Source organism: Paraburkholderia diazotrophica, from assembly GCF_900108945.1.
GTDB classification, from domain to species: Bacteria; Pseudomonadota; Gammaproteobacteria; order Burkholderiales; family Burkholderiaceae; genus Paraburkholderia; species Paraburkholderia diazotrophica.
Map to the genome: position 1 here is coordinate 1 of NZ_FNYE01000024.1, position 17079 is coordinate 17079.

Annotated in this window: 17 protein-coding genes, 1 pseudogene and 2 riboswitches; of the genes and pseudogenes, 13 read left to right on the plus strand and 5 right to left on the minus strand. The window is 62.9% G+C overall.

All coding sequences use genetic code 11. The features are described 5' to 3' along the window. The 4 genes and pseudogenes from BMW76_RS25685 to BMW76_RS25700 all read left to right on the plus strand — a co-directional run. Window positions 1–460 (plus strand): annotated as a pseudogene (locus BMW76_RS25685) (amino acid:proton symporter); the annotation flags it as partial. Window positions 461–561: 101 nt separating this feature from the next. Continuing rightward, a riboswitch (Fluoride riboswitch) is annotated at window positions 562–627 on the plus strand. Window positions 628–837: 210 nt separating this feature from the next. Further along, window positions 838–1182, plus strand: coding sequence for a DUF190 domain-containing protein (locus BMW76_RS25690; protein ID WP_090870318.1), 345 nt, complete (start codon window positions 838–840; stop codon window positions 1180–1182). Between the two features lie 192 nt (window positions 1183–1374). Further along, window positions 1375–1746 (plus strand): DUF190 domain-containing protein, encoded by a 372-nt coding sequence (locus BMW76_RS25695; RefSeq protein ID WP_090870320.1) that lies wholly within the window; start codon window positions 1375–1377, stop codon window positions 1744–1746. Window positions 1747–1793: 47 nt separating this feature from the next. Beyond that, window positions 1794–1863, plus strand: a riboswitch (Fluoride riboswitch). 96 nt (window positions 1864–1959) lie between these two features. Then, window positions 1960–2370 carry a hypothetical protein gene (locus BMW76_RS25700; RefSeq protein ID WP_143062327.1) on the plus strand — a complete coding sequence of 137 codons (411 nt, stop codon included), beginning with the start codon at window positions 1960–1962 and terminating at the stop codon, window positions 2368–2370. A gap of 15 nt (window positions 2371–2385) precedes the next feature. On the opposite strand, the gene BMW76_RS25705 is transcribed toward BMW76_RS25700, so the two are convergent. From BMW76_RS25705 to BMW76_RS25715, 3 genes are all read right to left on the minus strand, one after another. Then, window positions 2386–2583, minus strand: coding sequence for a ribbon-helix-helix protein, CopG family (locus tag BMW76_RS25705; protein ID WP_087736466.1), 198 nt, complete (start codon window positions 2581–2583; stop codon window positions 2386–2388). 149 nt (window positions 2584–2732) lie between these two features. Continuing rightward, window positions 2733–3179 (minus strand): hypothetical protein, encoded by a 447-nt coding sequence (locus BMW76_RS25710; protein WP_177200500.1) that lies wholly within the window; start codon window positions 3177–3179, stop codon window positions 2733–2735. A 194-nt stretch (window positions 3180–3373) separates the two neighbouring features. After that, window positions 3374–4144, minus strand: coding sequence for a YoaK family protein (locus tag BMW76_RS25715; RefSeq protein WP_090870324.1), 771 nt, complete (start codon window positions 4142–4144; stop codon window positions 3374–3376). Between the two features lie 449 nt (window positions 4145–4593). Here BMW76_RS25715 and hyfB point away from each other — a divergent pair, with 449 nt between their 5' ends. From hyfB to BMW76_RS25745, 6 genes are read left to right on the plus strand one after another with little or no spacing between them, the layout of a single operon-like run. Beyond that, entirely contained in the window at window positions 4594–6603 is a 2010-nt protein-coding gene (gene hyfB / locus BMW76_RS25720) for a hydrogenase 4 subunit B (protein WP_090870326.1), read from the plus strand. Then, on the plus strand, window positions 6600–7550 hold the full coding sequence (locus tag BMW76_RS25725; RefSeq protein WP_090870328.1) for a respiratory chain complex I subunit 1 family protein: 951 nt from the start codon (window positions 6600–6602) through the stop codon (window positions 7548–7550). Before hyfB ends, BMW76_RS25725 begins: the two co-directional genes overlap by 4 nt. Further along, window positions 7551–8210 (plus strand): formate hydrogenlyase, encoded by a 660-nt coding sequence (locus BMW76_RS25730; protein ID WP_087736440.1) that lies wholly within the window; start codon window positions 7551–7553, stop codon window positions 8208–8210. Beyond that, window positions 8203–9663, plus strand: coding sequence for a hydrogenase 4 subunit F (locus tag BMW76_RS25735; protein WP_090870330.1), 1461 nt, complete (start codon window positions 8203–8205; stop codon window positions 9661–9663). The genes BMW76_RS25730 and BMW76_RS25735 overlap by 8 nt, the downstream gene beginning before the upstream one ends. A 3-nt stretch (window positions 9664–9666) precedes the next feature. Further along, the gene (locus BMW76_RS25740; protein ID WP_090870332.1) at window positions 9667–11232 is read left to right on the plus strand and encodes a hydrogenase large subunit; all 1566 of its coding nucleotides are present in this window, start codon (window positions 9667–9669) and stop codon (window positions 11230–11232) included. Continuing rightward, window positions 11232–11759 (plus strand): NADH-quinone oxidoreductase subunit B family protein, encoded by a 528-nt coding sequence (locus BMW76_RS25745; RefSeq protein ID WP_090870334.1) that lies wholly within the window; start codon window positions 11232–11234, stop codon window positions 11757–11759. The genes BMW76_RS25740 and BMW76_RS25745 overlap by 1 nt, the downstream gene beginning before the upstream one ends. A gap of 48 nt (window positions 11760–11807) precedes the next feature. On the opposite strand, the gene BMW76_RS25750 is transcribed toward BMW76_RS25745, so the two are convergent. Together BMW76_RS25750 and BMW76_RS25755 are read right to left on the minus strand one after the other, a co-directional pair. After that, window positions 11808–12794, minus strand: coding sequence for a zinc-dependent alcohol dehydrogenase family protein (locus BMW76_RS25750; RefSeq protein WP_090870336.1), 987 nt, complete (start codon window positions 12792–12794; stop codon window positions 11808–11810). Window positions 12795–12920: 126 nt separating this feature from the next. Beyond that, on the minus strand, window positions 12921–13256 hold the full coding sequence (locus BMW76_RS25755; RefSeq protein ID WP_090870338.1) for a hypothetical protein: 336 nt from the start codon (window positions 13254–13256) through the stop codon (window positions 12921–12923). Window positions 13257–13788: 532 nt separating this feature from the next. Here BMW76_RS25755 and pdhA point away from each other — a divergent pair. The 3 genes from pdhA to BMW76_RS25770 are packed head-to-tail and all read left to right on the plus strand — an operon-like array spanning window position 13789 to window position 17054. After that, window positions 13789–14961: a pyruvate dehydrogenase (acetyl-transferring) E1 component subunit alpha gene (pdhA, locus tag BMW76_RS25760; RefSeq protein ID WP_245763386.1), complete on the plus strand. Its 1173-nt coding sequence runs from the start codon at window positions 13789–13791 to the stop codon at window positions 14959–14961. Beyond that, window positions 14954–15934, plus strand: coding sequence for an alpha-ketoacid dehydrogenase subunit beta (locus BMW76_RS25765; protein ID WP_090870340.1), 981 nt, complete (start codon window positions 14954–14956; stop codon window positions 15932–15934). The genes pdhA and BMW76_RS25765 overlap by 8 nt, the downstream gene beginning before the upstream one ends. Window positions 15935–15938: 4 nt before the next feature. Further along, on the plus strand, window positions 15939–17054 hold the full coding sequence (locus BMW76_RS25770; protein WP_090870342.1) for a dihydrolipoamide acetyltransferase family protein: 1116 nt from the start codon (window positions 15939–15941) through the stop codon (window positions 17052–17054). Window positions 17055–17079: the final 25 nt, after the last annotated feature.

Here is a 17079-nt window from a genome sequence, read left to right on the forward strand (position 1 = left end):
GACGGACCTGGAGCGTCCGCTGCGCATTCCGGGCATGGGCGTGATCGCGCCGTTCGCGTTCGTGTGCGCGTCGCTGATCCTGTACTGGGCGAAGTGGCCGCTGACGGGTGAGATCATCCTGCTGATGATCGTCGCGCTGCCGGTGTTCTTCTACTTCCAGGCGAAGTCGGGTTTCACGGGCTTCAACGAGGACCTGAAGGCGGCGTGGTGGCTGGTCGCGTACCTGCCGGTCATGGCGATCCTGTCGCTGATCGGCAGCAGGCAGTTCGGCGGGATGGGGCTGTTGCCGTACGGCTGGGACATGCTGGTCGTGATCGTGTTCTCGCTGGTGTTCTATTACTGGGGTGTGCATACGGGCTATCGCTCGGCCTATCTCGACGAGCGAGACACAATTCGCGCAAAAGAGGCTGAGTACGCGACAAGCGGTCTTTCAGGAGAAGAGTGGATGTCGGCGCGCTAATTCGCTCGACGTTGCCAGCGGATCACGCACGTCGTGGTCCGCTTTGCGTTTTGCTCGCATCAAAACGCGACCGTTTCGAGCGCAAACATCGCGTGCTAGAATCGGTTCACGGAGATGGCATTCCTCCCGTAACCGCCGGTTTGCCGGCTAATGATGCCTACGGTTCCTGGGTCAGGAAGTCGTAGGTGCGTCCTTCAGCGTCCTGCTGCCCAGATTTGATCTTCTCTTTTCACGTCTGGTTCGATGTTCCCGCTTTCCGTCTCCTGTCGCCCTTTTGTCGCCGACCGAATGTTCGTCGTATAAACGACGGACGGTTGCGGATTCGCTTCTGGGGAAGTTAATCATCGGACCATCAGTGAAATTCACAGGAGGTTCTCGTGACGAAAGGCAGCCAGCTCACACTCTACGCATCCAACGAGAGTCATCGCAAACTGCACTCGACGGTCGTCGAGTGGGTGCTCGATGAAATAACTAAGGTTGGCATCCACGGGGCGACCGTGACCGAGGTCAGTGAGGGAATCGACGCCCACGGGAAGTATCACGCTGCCCGCTTTTTCGAGCTCGCCGATCAGTCTGTCGCCGTCATGGTTGCGGCGGCGGATGAGCAGATCGATACCTTGCTTGCGAACCTCGACGCCGGTGGCGTTCGAATGTTTTACACCCGTTGTCCCGTTGAATTCGAAACGCTCGGCGAGCCTGACAGCGCGCAGCCGAACCTCTAAGGGAACGACCATGGAATTCCGCAAGAAGCTCTCGTGACCGAATACGGGCGTGGCCTGGTGATTGCGTCGCACAATCCGCATGCGCGCGACGGCCTGCATTAGAATGAAATGGGTCATGGTTCCGCGCGCCTGTTGCCGGAAAGGACTGTGGCTTTGCGGTCCGGCGGGTCCAGTCGGTCCACGGAGATTCGTATGAACGGATATCAACTGACGTTCTACACCGAGCAGAACAAGCGGCACGGTCACAGGACGGTTTGCGAATGGCTGCTGCATGAGGTGAAGGCACTGGGCATACGCGGCGCGACGGTCATCAGCGGCAGCGAGGGCGTCGGACATGCGGGCGCTCATCATGCCGCGCACATGCTCAAGCTCGCCGACCAGCCGGTGCAAATCATCGTTGCCGTCACCGACGAAGAGGCACAGCGTTTGCTCGACGTCGTCCGCGCCGAACGCGTACATGTTTTCTATACGCGTATGCCCATCGAGTTCGGGTTGCTGGGCGAGGACGATCCGCAGCATCATCCAAAGAAGTTCTCGCTATTTCACAAAGGCGGCGCAAACTAAGCGAGTGCGGCTGTGCAGATAGCGACCTCTTGCCTATAGTTGAAAACGTGTCGGCTGGAGATGGCATTTTTCCCTAACAGCCGCTGATCGTGCGCGGCTGATGATGCCTACAGGTTCCGGATGTGCCGGGCCGGTAGGCATTTTTATTTTCCGGCTCTCCCACCTTCACGTCATCCGGGCGTTCAATTGCCACGAGAATGCGAAGAAGATGGAATGTACTGCCTGCCTCGATTGCGGTTCAATGTCGTTCGAAAGCGTTCTGTTCTTCGACGGCCGCTCAACCGCCGACATCGACCGCGCGACTCAACCGTATATCTCGTTCTGAATCCGGTTTACCAGTTTGCGGAACAGATGCGGGCGATGCGTACAGAGTTGGCTGCATCGCAGAAGATGCAGTTTGCGCATGGCCTATATGCGACGATGAAGACAGAAGCTGTCTTCCTTCGCGCAGAACGGCACGAAGGCGGAGCGCGCACGTCCGGGGTATCGCAGGGTGAACCGCTTGAAACGAGCTATGGCGAGAACCTGTATGCGCAAATAGTCAAAGGAGACAGGACCGTGTCAAAAGACAATGGCTATGCGCTGTCGAAACGGGAGTGCATCTTCGGCCGTTTAGCCTTATAGCGAAGAGTGCGCGGCTTATTCCGCCTTCTGCCGGGTGCGCGAGCCTATTGCACTTCGCGTCTTCCAGGTCACGCCGTGCTGCTCGAGGTACTCCCTGATAAGCTGCCGAACCACCTGAGAGGGCGTCAGGTCCTGTGCGGCGCAGAGTTTCTCGAACGCCTCTTTCTTGACAGGGTCGATCAGGACGGTCAATCGGGCACTTTTCGTTTCCATGGCGGGAGTGGGATCAGGTATGTTAATCAAATTATAATGGGTCGCCCGCCTGCGTAACATCAGGAGAATGCTACCGGCGACTAATCGTCGAGCATGACATTCGCTATCGCGCACATCGCCAGCTGCTGACGATCATTCGCCGACCCGATTCAATGCAGTCGCCGACCGACGACGTCTGAAAAGAAACTGCGCAACTGCTCGTCCCAGGTTTCGCTGTCGAGCGTTAGGTCCGCCGTTCCCGACTGCCGCATTTCGGCATCCAGATATACCGCACACAGCGCCCGCGGCTGAACCGGCTTGCGAAAGATCCGGCCATCGCCGTCGAGAAACAGACATGTCTTTCCCCGATACCGGGAACCGCGTACCGACATCGCATCGAATACATGGCGGGCCGACGCCTTCGGATAAACGAAGATGACGTTGATCCCATGGGCTTCGAGTCGGTCGCAAACTTCCGCAAACCGGTAGAGCATCTGGAACCCACGTTCCCCAGCCGTGCCGACGCCGATCACGATCAGACCGTGATCGCCGGACACATCCCGTACGAGACGACACGCATGGTCGTATGACAGCAGAGCCGCGCCAGGGTCAATCACATGAGTTCCTTGCTTTCGCGCGGACTATACGAACCTGCGGTGCCGAATGCTTCATGGCTTGTCCCAGCAGGTTCAGTCCGTAAATGTCACCTGTTATCGATCAGAATTATATGTTAATGACATGATAATACCATGTGCGTCGTAAAACGCCTCGCAAACGTCGATGCATACCGCCTGCCTGCTCAATGAAGCGCTCACTCCGGCCTGCGGGCGGGGCCCCACGTTCGCTCGCGCAGATCGTCGAGCAGCGGAATGATCGCGAGTACCGTGAGCACGCAGGCCAACGGAATGGTCGCTGCGTAGCCGACGTGCTTGAAGCCTAATGCACCCGTTACGCCGCCCGCGAAGAAGCTCGCAAGCATGCGTGCATGCACCTTCAGCCGCTCCCTGTTGGCGAGAACGGGCGCGAGCGCCGGGTCGTCCCGAGACGCGTTCCAGTAAAAGAGCTTGCCGAGTTCGATGCCGATGTCCGTGACGATGCCTGTCATATGGGTGGTGCGGATTTCCGCGCCCGACAGTTTGGTGATCATCGCGTTCTGCAGGCCCATGATGAAACACAGCAGCATGACGGTTGCAGGCACGAATAGCGTGTCCAACAGCGCCAGATGGCTGCCGAGCAATCCGAAGCACAGCAGCAGCGAGGCTTCCAGCAAAAGCGGCGAAGCATATTGACTGTGCAGGCGCTGGCGACGTCCCCAGTTGACGAGCATGGCCGAGCACACGGCGCCTAGCAGAAACGAAATCAGCGAGCCGACGCCCGCGAGCAGCAGCGCGAAGTCGCCGAGCACGGCATCGTCGGCGATGGCGGAGATCACGCCGCTCATGTGCGACGTGTACTGCCTGACGGCGAGATACCCGCCTGCGTTCGCCGCGCCCGCGACGAATGCAAGTGAAAACCCGAGGCGCCTGTTTGCCGCGGTACTCCGGTCCCTTCCCGTCAATGTTCGAAAAAACTGTGCTGGCATGTGAGATCGACTGCTGTTGCCGCGTGGCGTGTACGCGTGTACGTATGAGGCGTGATCTCCTTCGCGTCGGATTCACGCTGGCCTTGGGTCCAAAGCACGGGTCGCAGTCAGGCAGCGGCGAAAACGGAAGTGCCGGCATGAAGCGGCGCACGTCATCGACGTTGTATGGAATCCTGCGGGCAAAGCTGATAGGATGATAACGCCATTATCATACTCTGATAACTGTATGTTCCTGACGCGGGACCGATGTGCCGGGTCCCGACATCGAGCGGAGACATCCCATGCAGTGCGGATTTGCGGCGAACGAACAGCCTGTTCAAACGGAAGGACGCGAACGAAACCGATCGCGTCCACGGTGCATTGAAGGCTGTGCGCGAGCCGCTGATCACCCGTCATGGACCGGTGCCATCGCTGTCCGCCGCCAGGCGCACAAGTAGATACGACACGCGATGGCTACTCCCACCATCCTTCAGGCCGTGCTGCTCGTGATTGCGGGGTGGCTTGCCATCGGGGTTCTGGGGCTCGCCAGCCTGCGCCGCACGCGGGTCGTGGCGCACGGGCTGTTTCCGGCTGGCGCCGCGTTCGGCGTCCTGTTGTGCGCGCTGGGACTTGCGGGTGTGTTTTCCGCTCCTCAGGAAACGGTCCTGCCGCTCGGGCTGCCCGGCCTGCCGTTTCATGTGCGGCTCGATGGCCTCTCATCGTATTTTCTTGCCGTGCTCGGCATGGTCGGCGCTGGCGTCAGCGCGTTTTCCGCCGGCTACTTTCGCAAGGGCGAAGGCACGCCTCCCGGTCTGCTCTGTTTCGAATATCACGTGTGCCTCGCGGGCCTCGCCCTCGTGCTCGTGGCCAACGATGCCTACTGCTTCATGGTTGCATGGGAAACGATGACGCTTGCGGCAACGTTTCTCGTGATGAGCAACCATCGCATTGAAGAAATCCGCCGTGCCGGATACCTGTACTTTCTGATCTCGCACGTCGGCGCGCTTGGTTTGCTGCTGTGTTTCGGCTTGCTGCAGGCGAATACGGGGGACTACACGTTTGCCGGCATGCGGCAGCAGCATCTGGACACGTTCTGGGCCTCAATTGCGTTCGTGCTGGCGCTGTTCGGATTCGGCGCCAAGGCGGGCATCTTTCCGCTGCATGTCTGGTTGCCGGAGGCGCATCCGGCCGCGCCATCGCCCGTATCGGCATTGATGAGCGGCTTTGTCCTGAAGGCAGGGCTCTATGGCGTGCTGCGCACGGTGTTCGATCTCTTGCACGTGCAGATCGCGTGGTGGGGCGTGGTGCTGCTCGCGCTCGGGCTCTTTACGGCGTTGTTCGGCGTCGTGTTCAGCGCGATCCAGACCGACATGAAGCGGCTGCTCGCGTACTCGTCGATCGACAACATCGGTCTGATGTTCGTCAGCATGGGGCTGGCCATTCTTTTCCGTGCGTTCGACATGCCGGCGCTCGCGGCGTTGTCGCTGACCGCGCTGCTCTATCAGATCGCCAGCCACGCGGCGTTCAAGAGCCTCCTGTTCATCGCGACGGGCTCCGTCTTGCATGCAACGGGCGAACGCAATCTCGGACGCCTCGGCGGGCTGATCCGCTTTATGCCATGGACCGCATGGGTCGCGTTGCTGGGCGCGCTTGCGAGCGCGGGGCTGCCGCCGTTGAGCGGATTCGTCTCCGAATGGCTGCTGTTGCAGAGCTTCCTGTTCACGCCGGAGCTGCCCAATTCGTTTCTGAACATGATCGTTCCGCTCGTCGCGGCACTGATCGCACTCGTCGCCGCGCTCGCTGGCTACACGATGGTCAAGTTCTTCGGGATCATCTTTCTCGGACAGCCGCGCGAAGCAAAACTGAGTGATGCCCATGACGCGAGCCCGTGGGAGCGGGCCGGCTTCGTGTGGCTCGCGGCAATGTGCGTATTGCTCGGGCTTTTGCCGGTGCAATTCGTTGCCGTGCTCGACCGGGTGACGCATGCAATGATCGGCGCGGGCATCGGCCAGACGGTCGCGCGGAATGGCTGGCTGCTGCTCGCGCCCGTCAATATCGAACGCGCGAGCTACATGCCCGTCGCTTTTCTGCTGTTCTTCCTTGCATGCTGCGCGCTGGTCTGGGTGCTGGTGCGCCGTTTCTATCATGGGCGCTTGCGCCGCGCGATTCCTTGGGCATGCGGCCATCCGTTCGTGAACGCGCGCATGCAGGATACGGCCGAAGGCTTCGGGCAACCGATCCGCGAAATCTTTGCGCCGCTCTTCAGAATCGAACGGCAACTGCCTTCGCCTTTCGATGCACGCCCCGTGTATCGCGTGGCCGTAACGGACCGCGCATGGGCGCTGATCTACCAGCCGATCGAGCGCATCGTCACGCGTATCGCGGCGGTGGCGGGCTTGCTCCAGACGGGCCGCATCGCCGTATATCTGATGTACAGCTTCCTTGTGCTCATTGTGCTGCTGATCCTGGTGCGACGATGATGACGCCCTCCGGACTGCTCTCGCAGATGCTCGAAATCGTGCTGGCGCTGGCGGCCGCTCCGCTGTTGTCCGGCTGGATCACCATGTGCCGTGCGTGGCTGCAGAACCGGCGCGCGCCTTCTATCTGGCAACCGTACCGGACGCTGCACAAGCTGTTCAACAAGGAATCGGTCGTCGCTCAACATGCGAGTCCCGTGTTTCGCGGCGCGCCGTATGTGATCTGCGCGTGCATGACACTCGCGTGTGCGATCGTGCCGACGCTATCGACGGAACTGCCGCTGTCGCCTGCCGCCGATGCAATCGCGCTCGTTGGCCTCTTCGCACTGGCGCGCGTCGCGATTTCGCTGGCGGCGATGGATGTCGGCACGGCATTCGGCACGCTCGGCGCGCGCCGCGAAATGCTGGTGGGCTTTCTCGCGGAACCGGCCCTGCTGATGGTGCTGTTCTCCGCATCGCTGATCACGCACTCCACTTTGCTCACGCATATCGTCGGCACGCTGAGCCATCAGGAACTTGCGATCTACCCGAGCCTCGCGTTCGCGGGCATTGCGTTCACGATGGTGTCGCTCGCAGAGAATGCACGACTGCCCGTCGACAACCCGACGACGCACCTCGAACTGACGATGATCCACGAGGCGTTGATCCTCGAGTATTCGGGCCGGCATCTCGCGCTGATGGAGCTGGCCGCGAGTCTGAAACTCTTTGCGTATTCGTGCATCGGGCTTGCGCTCTTCGTGCCGTGGGGCATTGCCGAGGCCGGCAATCCCGTTGCGCTGCTGCTCGCGATCCCCGCGCTGTTCGTCAAGCTGCTGGTCGGCGGTGCCGCGCTCGCGGTCGTGGAGACCACGAACGCGAAGATGCGCATCTTCCGTGTGCCGGAGTTTCTCGCCACAGCGTTCCTGCTCGCTGTGATCGGCATGCTGGTGCATTTTCTGCTGGGGGCGTGAATGCACGGTCTCGCGACGCAGATCATCAACCTGCTGGCCGCCGTTCTGCTGATGGTGTCGTTCGCGATGCTCAGCCAGCGGCGAATCCTCTCGCTGATTCACCTCTACACGCTCCAGGGCATCGCGCTCGTTTCGGCGAACCTCGTGCTCGGCTTCGTCACGGACGACGTTCATCTCTACATTTCCGGGCTGCTGACGCTCGTGCTCAAGGTCGGCGTGATTCCGTGGATTCTCTACAGGCTGGTGCAGCGCCTCAACGTGAAAACGGATGTCGAGACGCTGCTCAATATCCCGACCACGTTGCTGATCGGCATCGTGCTCGTGATCGTCGCGTTCAACGTCGCGACGCCGATCAGCCAGCTCGCGTCGTCCGTTGCGCGTGGCACGCTCGGCATCGCGCTCGCGTGCGTGCTGCTGTCGTTCATGATGATGATCACGCGCTCGAAGGCGATACCGCAGGTGATCGGCTTTCTTTCGATGGAAAATGGCCTGTTCTTCGCGGCCGCAGCGGCGACCAACGGCATGCCGATGATCGTCGAGCTCGGTATCGGGCTCGATGTGCTGGTCGGCATTCTGATTCTCGGTGTCTTCATGTTCCAGATTCGCGAGCAGTTCGACAGCCTCGACATTCATCACCTGGAAAAGCTCAAAGATGACTGACGCCTGGGTCCTGCTGCTCGTATTCGCGATTCCATTGTGCGCGGGAGCCGTTCTCGCGCTCGTTGGACAGCATGCCGTGGCGCCGGATCTCAACGTCGGATTCAGCTTCCTCACCTTCATCGCCGCGATGGTGCTCGCAGAGCAAACGGTCGCGCACGGCCCCGCGTTTGCGCTCGGCAAGCTTTTCTTCGTCGATCCGCTCAATGTCTTTCTCGTTGCATTGACGGCCTTCGTCGGCTGGACGACGTCGATCTTCTCGCGGCCATACATGCGGATCGAGCAGAGCCGCGGCAAGATGACGGGCGCGCGCATGCGCCTCTATCACAGCATGTATCAGCTGTTCGTATTCGCGATGCTGCTGGCGCTGCTGACCAACAACGTCGGCATCCTGTGGGTCGCGATGGAAGCCGCCACGCTCGCCACCGTGCTGCTCGTTAGCGTGTATCGCACGGCGGCGAGTCTCGAAGCGGCGTGGAAGTACTTCATCCTGTGCGGCGTCGGCATTGCGCAGGCGCTGTTCGGCACGATCCTGCTCTATCTCGCCGCGAGCCGGCATCTGAGCGGCGGCGATGCATTGCTGTGGAGCAGCCTGAACGCGGTCAAGGGTCAACTCGATCCGACGATCATGTCGCTGGCGTTCATGTTCCTGCTGATCGGCTACGGCACGAAAGTCGGCCTCGTGCCGATGCACAACTGGCTGCCCGACGCGCACGCCGAAGGCCCCACGCCCATTTCCGCCGTGCTCTCCGGTTTGCTGCTCAACGTCGCGCTGTATGCGGTGCTCCGCTGCAAGGTGCTCGCCGATGGCGCTCTGCAAAACGGTCTGCCTGGCCGGCTGCTGGTCGGGTTCGGGCTGGTGTCGGTGCTGGTCGCGACGTTTTCGCTGCTGCGTCAGAAAGACGTCAAGCGCCTGTTCTCGTATTCGTCGATCGAGCACATGGGCCTGATGACATTCGCGTTCGGGCTCGGCGGGCCTACCGCGACGTTCGCGGGTCTGCTGCATATGACGGTTCATTCGCTCGTCAAGTCGGCGATCTTCTTCACTGTCGGGCACGCGGCGCAGAAGGCGCACACGCAGGTGATCGACGACATTCGCGGGCTGTTGCGCGTGAGCCCGACGGTCGGGTGGGGCATGATGCTCGGCGCGCTCGCGATCCTCGGGATGCCGCCGTTCGGCGTGTTCGCGAGCGAGTTCCTGATCCTGACGACGGCAATCAGCGAACTGCCGTGGGCGACGCCGTTTCTGCTGCTCGCGCTTGCGGTTGCATTCGCGATCATCTTCGCGCGCGTGCAGCACATGGTGTTCGGCAAGACCACGGCGACGGCGCTCGAGCATCCGCCGGCGCTGCTGCCCGTATTCGTTCACCTGGGCCTGGGTCTGATGCTCGGGCTTTACATTCCGCCTTATCTTGCGACGTGGTATCGGCAGGCGGCGGCGATGCTCGCGGGGTGATGCATGCGAATCGACGAACTCGGGCTTTCTGATGTCGTGCGGCTGTCGATGTTCACCGGCAAGGCGTCGGCTTTTCTGGCGCACGTCGATTCCGCGACGTGGGTTCGCATTGCCGGCACGATTCGAGAGCATGGCGGGCGCCTGATTTCGCTGTGGGGCAAGGAAGCGGCGAGGGGCGCGTTCGTCGTTTCGGCGGCCTATGCGATGGAAGATGGTCTGCTGTGGGCGCAATTGCCCGTCGCGCGAGACGATGACGGCAAAGACGCTGGCTATCCGGACCTGTCCAGCATCTTTGCGTGTGCATCGCGGATGCAGCGCGCGGTCTACGATCTGCTCGGCCTGCGCGCAACGGGCGCGGCCGATACGCGGCCCTGGCTGAACCATGGCAACTGGCCCGCCGATTACTTTCCGCTGCAGAAGCAAGCGTCCGGAAACGAGCGCTTCGAGTCGCAGGAAGCGGACTATCCGTTCGTGCCCGTCGCCGGCGACGGTGTGCATGAAATAGCCGTCGGGCCGATTCACGCGGGCATCATCGAGCCGGGGCACTTTCGCTTTTCGGTCGTCGGAGAGAAGGTGCTGCGGCTGGAGGAGCGGCTGGGCTACGCGCATCGGGGCATCGAGCGGCTATTCGAGCAGACACCCGTGCTGCTCGGTCAGCGCCTCGCTGCGCGCATTGCCGGCGACACGACGGTTGCCTTTTCGTGGGCGTATTGCATGGCCGTCGAACGCGCCTGGAACGTCTTCGTTCCGCCGCGTGCGCAGTGGCTGAGAGCGCTATTGCTCGAACGCGAGCGCGTTGCCAATCACCTGGGCGATCTGGGCGCGCTCGGCAACGATGCCGGGTTCGCATTCGGCCTCGCGCAATTTTCCCGAATGAAGGAAGACTGGCTGCGCCTGAACGATCGCGTGTTCGGTCATCGTTATCTGATGGATCAGATAATCCCGGGTGGTGTCGCGCGTGACGTGACTGCGGATTTCATCGCGGCACTTACGGACCAGTGCGAACGGATCGAAGCCGAAGTCCGCGTGATGCAGCGCATCTACGACGATCAGTCGGGCTTGCAGGATCGCTTTGCAGGCGCGGGCAAGCTCGCCGCGAACGTCGCGATGCATTTCAGCGTGTGCGGCCTCGCGGCACGGGCAAGCGGGCTGCGCATCGATGTGCGCGTCGATCATCCGTATGCGCCGTATCACGAAGTCGAGGCGCAACTCGTCACCGACAACCGGTGCGACGTGGCCGCGCGCGTCGCCGTGCGGTTCAACGAGGTCTACGAGTCGCTGCGGCTGATTTGTGCGTTTCTCGACGCTCTGCCCGATGGCGACATTGCAGAATCAATCGACGCGGGCCAGCCGCCGTCTTGCGGCGTGGGCTGGGTCGAAGGCTGGCGCGGCGATGTGTTCGTCGCGATCGAGACGGGCGAAAACGGGACGATCTCGCGCTGTCATTGCCATGATCCTTCATGGCAGAACTGGCCGGCGCTGGAGCACGCGATCATCGGCAACATCGTTCCCGATTTCCCGTTGATCAACAAGTCGTTCAATCTGAACTACGCGGGACACGATCTCTAATGTGGCAACTTCTCAAGCGGATCGCGCAGACTGATATTCCGTCCCAGCGCATCCCCACCGACAACGATGCGTGGCGAACCGAGCATCAGCAGCTCCACGCGGAAATTCTCGACGTGCTCGGCCGCGCGCTGTGCATTCGCCAGATCGACGCGGGCTCGTGCAACGGATGTGAGCTGGAAATCCATGCGCTGAACAATCCGTACTACAACATCGAAGGTCTCGGCATCAAATTCGTCGCGAGTCCGCGGCATGCGGACATGCTGCTGGTCACGGGGCCGCTGTCGCTGAACATGAAGGAAGCCGTGCGCCGCGCGTGGGAGGCCACGCCGCATCCGAAGCTGGTGGTCGCCGCCGGCGACTGTGCATGCACGGGCGGCATCTTCGGCGGCAGTTACGCGGTATGCGGGCCGCTGTCGAATCTTGTTCCCGTGGACGTCACCGTACCGGGCTGTCCGCCGCCGCCCGCCGATCTGCTTAGAGGCATTCTCACTGCGCTTCGTACGAGAGGGGACACGTCCGCACCGTAAGCGGCGCATTGTCCGTATTCCCAGCCGCGATCAGTCTTTCGCTTTCCACTAACGCACGATCAGCGCAGCCGCGCCTGACACGCGGCCGCCGCGGAGATCGTCGAGCGCGCGGTTCGCTTCGACGAGCGGATAGCGCGTGACTTCGATATCGAGTTGCGTTTCGCCGACGATTTTCATGAACGCCGCGCCATCGGCTCGCGTCAGATTCGCCACCGACACCACGCGACGCTCTCCCCATAGGAACGAATACGGGAACGCGGGGATGTCGCTCATGTGGATGCCGCCGCACACCACGATGCCGCCCTTGACGATGGCCTTCAGCGCTGCCGGCACGAGCGCGCCGATGGGCGCGAAGATCAGCGCGGCGTCGAGCGGATCGGGCGCGGTTTCGTCGCTGCCGCCTGCCCAAACCGCGCCGAGTCTGCGCGCGAGTTGTTGTGCCGTCGTGTCGCCGGGGCGCGTGAACGCGTACACGCTGCGGCCCTGATGACGCGCAACCTGCGCGACGATATGCGCTGCCGCACCGAATCCGTAGATGCCGACGCGCTGCGCGTCGCCCGCCATGCTGAGGGTCCGGTAGCCGATGAGCCCGGCGCAAAGCAGCGGCGCGGCTTGCGCGTCGTCGTAGTTCGCGGGCAGGTGCAGGCAGTAGCGACTATCGGCGACGGCCTGTTCGGCGTAACCGCCGTCGATCGTGTAGCCGGTAAAGGCGGGCGCATCGCAGAGGTTTTCACGGCCGCCCGCGCAGTACGGACAGACGCCGCATGTCTTGCCGAGCCACGGCACGCCGACGCGGTCGCCGATTTCGAACGCGGTTACGTCCGCGCCACGCGCCGCGACTCTGCCGACGATTTCATGGCCCGGAATCACGGGACGTTTCGGCTCGCTCAACTCGCCATCGACGACATGCAGATCTGTTCTGCACACACCGCACGCGTGAACGTCGATCAGCAATTCGCCCGCCGCGAGCGTGCGGTCAGGCAGATCGCGTTCGGCGAGCAGCGGACTCGAACCATCGAAAACCATGGCGCGCATGATCAATCCTCCTCGCTCGGAGCGGGCAATGGCCGCTACCGATTGAATCGCACAGCCGCGTCATGCGGCCCATCGATTCACATGTGCAAGAGGAATGTTAGCGCGCTGTGGCGGCGTGCGTTTGCGTCAATGCGTACCAGAGGCCGCGTTGTCATCCGGCAGCCGTTTTTCGCGCGCTTGTGCCGCGTGCCCAGGCGCGGCGACAAAGCCGAGCCACGGTTGCCACGCGCGCATCCACATCGCCCAGATCGATATCGGGGACATGAGGGGAGACGTGACGGGAGACATGAGGGGAGACATCAGCGAGAAGAGGCTGGGTTGCAAGAACCACTGCGCGGCCGCTTCGACGGTCGGTACGGCCGTGATGTGAATCGCGATGCTTTCCGCGCCCAGATCGGGCAGCTTGCGTCGCGTGATTTCCACGTCGACGGTCGGCAAGTGGGCAGTCAGTTTCGTTTCCATGCTCAACCTCGCATTGATCGGTGAGGCCGCAAGTGCGGGCGTTTGTCGGCGGACAGCTACATTCTCCGATCACCAGTTTATCGAAGGCTCTGCGTGCTGTCCTCTCGCCGCTTCCGCCTCTTTCAGATGCAACGGTGCTGCATGAAAATGGGACCGCACACATCAATAGATTTGCAATCCGAACTAACGATCGTTCTATTCGTTGTCGTCGTGCGCAGCGATGAACATCGCACCGGGAAGAACGACTCGCGCAAGCTTAAGGCGAAGCGCACCGATGTCGCGGATTTGCCGGAAGTCGCTACGCGTATCGCATTGCCGTTTATTGCATTGCGGCAACAACCGCGCACACCGAAAGCCCACGTTACGTGTAAATCGACAAAAACTTCGCACCTTATGCCGGCTTCGACTGTCAAAGGATAAGGCTGTCGGGACACGCGTCCACGTCGGCCGGGCACGCCCGCGCCAACCGGCACAGGATGTGCACGTGAGCTCCTGCACGCATTCAGATCTGAACGAACAAGGAGGGGCGGTCATGACCACGACTGCCAGTTTTCACATCGGGTACACGCAATACCTCGGCCCCGGCGGCGAGCCCGTGCAGTCCTTGCCGGCCTTCGCGCGGGAACCGGCGGCGCTGATCCCGCTCTATCGCGCGATGGTGCTGACGCGCGCATTCGATTCCAAAGCGGTTGCGCTGCAACGCACCGGCAAGCTCGGGACGTTCGCTTCGTCGGTTGGGCAAGAGGCGATCGGCGTCGGTGTCGCGAGCGCGATGCGCGCCGACGACGTCCTGTTCCCGTCCTACCGCGATCACGCCGCGCAATTGCTGCGCGGCGTCACGATGACGGAAAGCCTGCTGTACTGGGGCGGCGACGAGCGCGGCAGCGACTTCAGCGGGCCGCGTCTCGACTTTCCGAACTGTGTGCCCATCGGCACGCAGGTATGTCATGCGGCAGGCGCGGCCTACGCGTTCAAGCTGCGCGGCGAGCCGCGCGTGGCCGTCGCGATCTTCGGCGACGGCAGCACGTCGAAAGGCGACTTCTACGAAGCGATGAACATGGCGGGCATCTGGCAAGCGCCGCTCGTGCTCGTCATCAACAACAACCAGTGGGCGATCTCGGTGCCGCGCGGCATGCAGAGCGCGGCGCAGACGCTCGCGCAGAAGGCGATCGCGGCGGGCATCGACGGCTTGCAGGTCGACGGCAACGACGTGATCGCGATGCATCATGTCGTGCATGCGGCGCTCGATAAGGCGCGGCGCGGCGATGGCCCGACGCTGATCGAAGCGCTCAGCTATCGCCTCGGCGATCACACGACGGCCGACGACGCCACCCGCTATCGCGATTCCGAAGTCATTCGCCAGCAATGGGCGCACGAGCCGCTCGTGCGTCTGCGCACGTATCTGATGCGGATGAACGTCTGGGACAAGGCGCAGGACGAAGCGCTCGGCAAGGCCTGTCATGCGCAAGTCGAAGAGGCTGTCGAAGCGTATCTCGCCGTGCCGCCGCCCGATGTGTCCGCGATGTTCGATCACCTGTACGAGAGCCTGCCTCACGCATTGCGCGAGCAGCTCGAAGCTGCGCAGCGCTTCGCGCCCGTTGCGGCGAATGGGCGGGAGAATGGCCGGGCGAATGGCCAGGCGAATGGCCAGGCGAATGGCCAGGCGAATGGGCAAGGCAACGGTCAGGAGAACGGTCATGGCTGATCTCAACATGATCGATGCGCTCAATCAGGCGATGGCCTACGAGCTCGAACACGATCCCGCCGTCGTGCTGCTCGGCGAAGATATCGGCGTGAACGGCGGCGTGTTTCGCGCGACGGCCGGCTTGCAGGCGCGCTTCGGCGCGCAACGCGTGCTCGATACGCCGCTCGCCGAAACGGGAATTGCAGGCACGGCCATCGGTATGGCGGCGATGGGGCTGCGGCCCGTCGCGGAAATCCAGTTCAGCGGCTTCCTTTATCCGACGATCGATCACGTGCTGAATCACGCGTCGCGCCTGCGGCACCGAACGCGCGGACGTCTCGCGTGTCCGCTCGTGATCCGCGCGCCGTGCGGCGCCGGCATCCATGCGCCCGAGCACCACTCCGAAAGCCCCGAGGCGTTCTTCGCGCACATTCCGGGCTTGCGCGTCGTGACGCCGTCGTCGCCGGCGCGCGCATACGGCCTGTTGCTCGCGTCGATCCGCGATCCCGACCCGGTGATCTTCTTCGAGCCGACGCGCCTCTATCGTCTCTACCGGCAAACGGTCGAAGACACGGGCGAAGCGCTGCCGCTCGATACCTGCTTCACGCTGCGCGACGGCTCCGACGTCACGCTCGTCAGCTGGGGCGGCGCGGTGCAGGACGCACAGGCCGCCGCCGATCTGCTCGCACAGGAAGGCGTGCTGGCCGAGGTGATCGACGTCGCGACGCTCAAGCCGATCGACATGAACACGATTCTCACATCGGTCGCGAAGACGGGCCGCTGCGTGATCGTGCACGAGGGTTCGCGCACGGGCGGCATCGGCGCGGAGATCGCCGCGAACATCGCGGAGCGCGGGCTTTACTCGCTGCTCGCGCCCGTGCAGCGCGTGACCGGCTACGACGTCGTGGTGCCGCTGTACCGGCTCGAAAATCAATACATGCCGGGCGTCGCGCGCATCGTCGCGGCCGTCAGGCAGGCTCTGGAGGCGTCGTGAGGCCATGAAGATCTTCAAACTGCCCGACCTGGGCGAAGGCTTGCAGGAAGCGGAAATCGTCGAGTGGCACGTGAAGAGCGGCGATGACGTCCGCGCGGATCAACCGTTGCTGTCGGTCGAGACGGCGAAGGCGATCGTCGATATTCCGTCGCCGCAATCCGGCCGGATCGCGAAGCTGTTCGGACAGACGGGCGACATCGTGCATCTCGGCGCGCCGCTCGTCGCGTTTGAAGGCGAGGGTGAGGAGGACGCCGATGCGGGCACCGTGGTCGGCCACATGGAGGTCGGCCAGCATGTCGTGCAGGAGTCGCCCGCATCGCTCACGTCGGGTGTGGGTGCAGGCGGCGTGATCAAGGCGATTCCGGCCGCGCGCGCGCTCGCGCGCAAGCTCGACGTCGATCTGTCGATGGTGACGCCGTCCGGACCCGAAGGCGTCATCACGGCGGCAGACGTGCAGCGCGTCGCGAAGATACTCGGCGAGCTCGGACCGCCCGAAGTGCTGCGCGGCGTGCGTCGCGCGATGGCGCACAACATGGCGCGCGCGCAGAGCGAAGTGGCCGCGGCGACCGTGATCGACGATGCCGATATCCACGCATGGCCGCCGCACACCGACGTGACGATCCGGCTGATCCGCGCGCTGGTCGCGGGCTGCCGCGTGGAGCCGGGTCTGAACGCATGGTTCGACGGCCATACGGGGCGGCGTCACGTGCTGGAGAAGATCGATCTCGGCATCGCTGTCGATCTGCCCGACGGGCTCTTCGTCCCCGTGCTGCGCAACGTCGCGCATCGCGACGCCGCCGATCTGCGCGGCGGGCTCGACCGGATGCGCGCCGATATCCGCGCGCGCAAGATTCCGCCCGAAGAGATGCGCGGCAACACGATCACGCTGTCGAACTTCGGGATGATCGCGGGCAAATACGCGGCGCCCGTGGTCGTGCCGCCGACCGTCGCGATCCTCGGCGCGGGGCGCATCCACGAGCAGGTCGTCGCGGCGGACGGCGTGCCCGCCGTGCACCGCATCCTGCCTCTCAGCCTCACGTTCGATCATCGCGTCGTCACGGGCGGCGAGGCGGCGCGCTTTCTCGCGGCCACCATTGCGGACTTGCAGAGCGCGCAATAGCGGTTCGCCGCAAACGTCGAAGCGC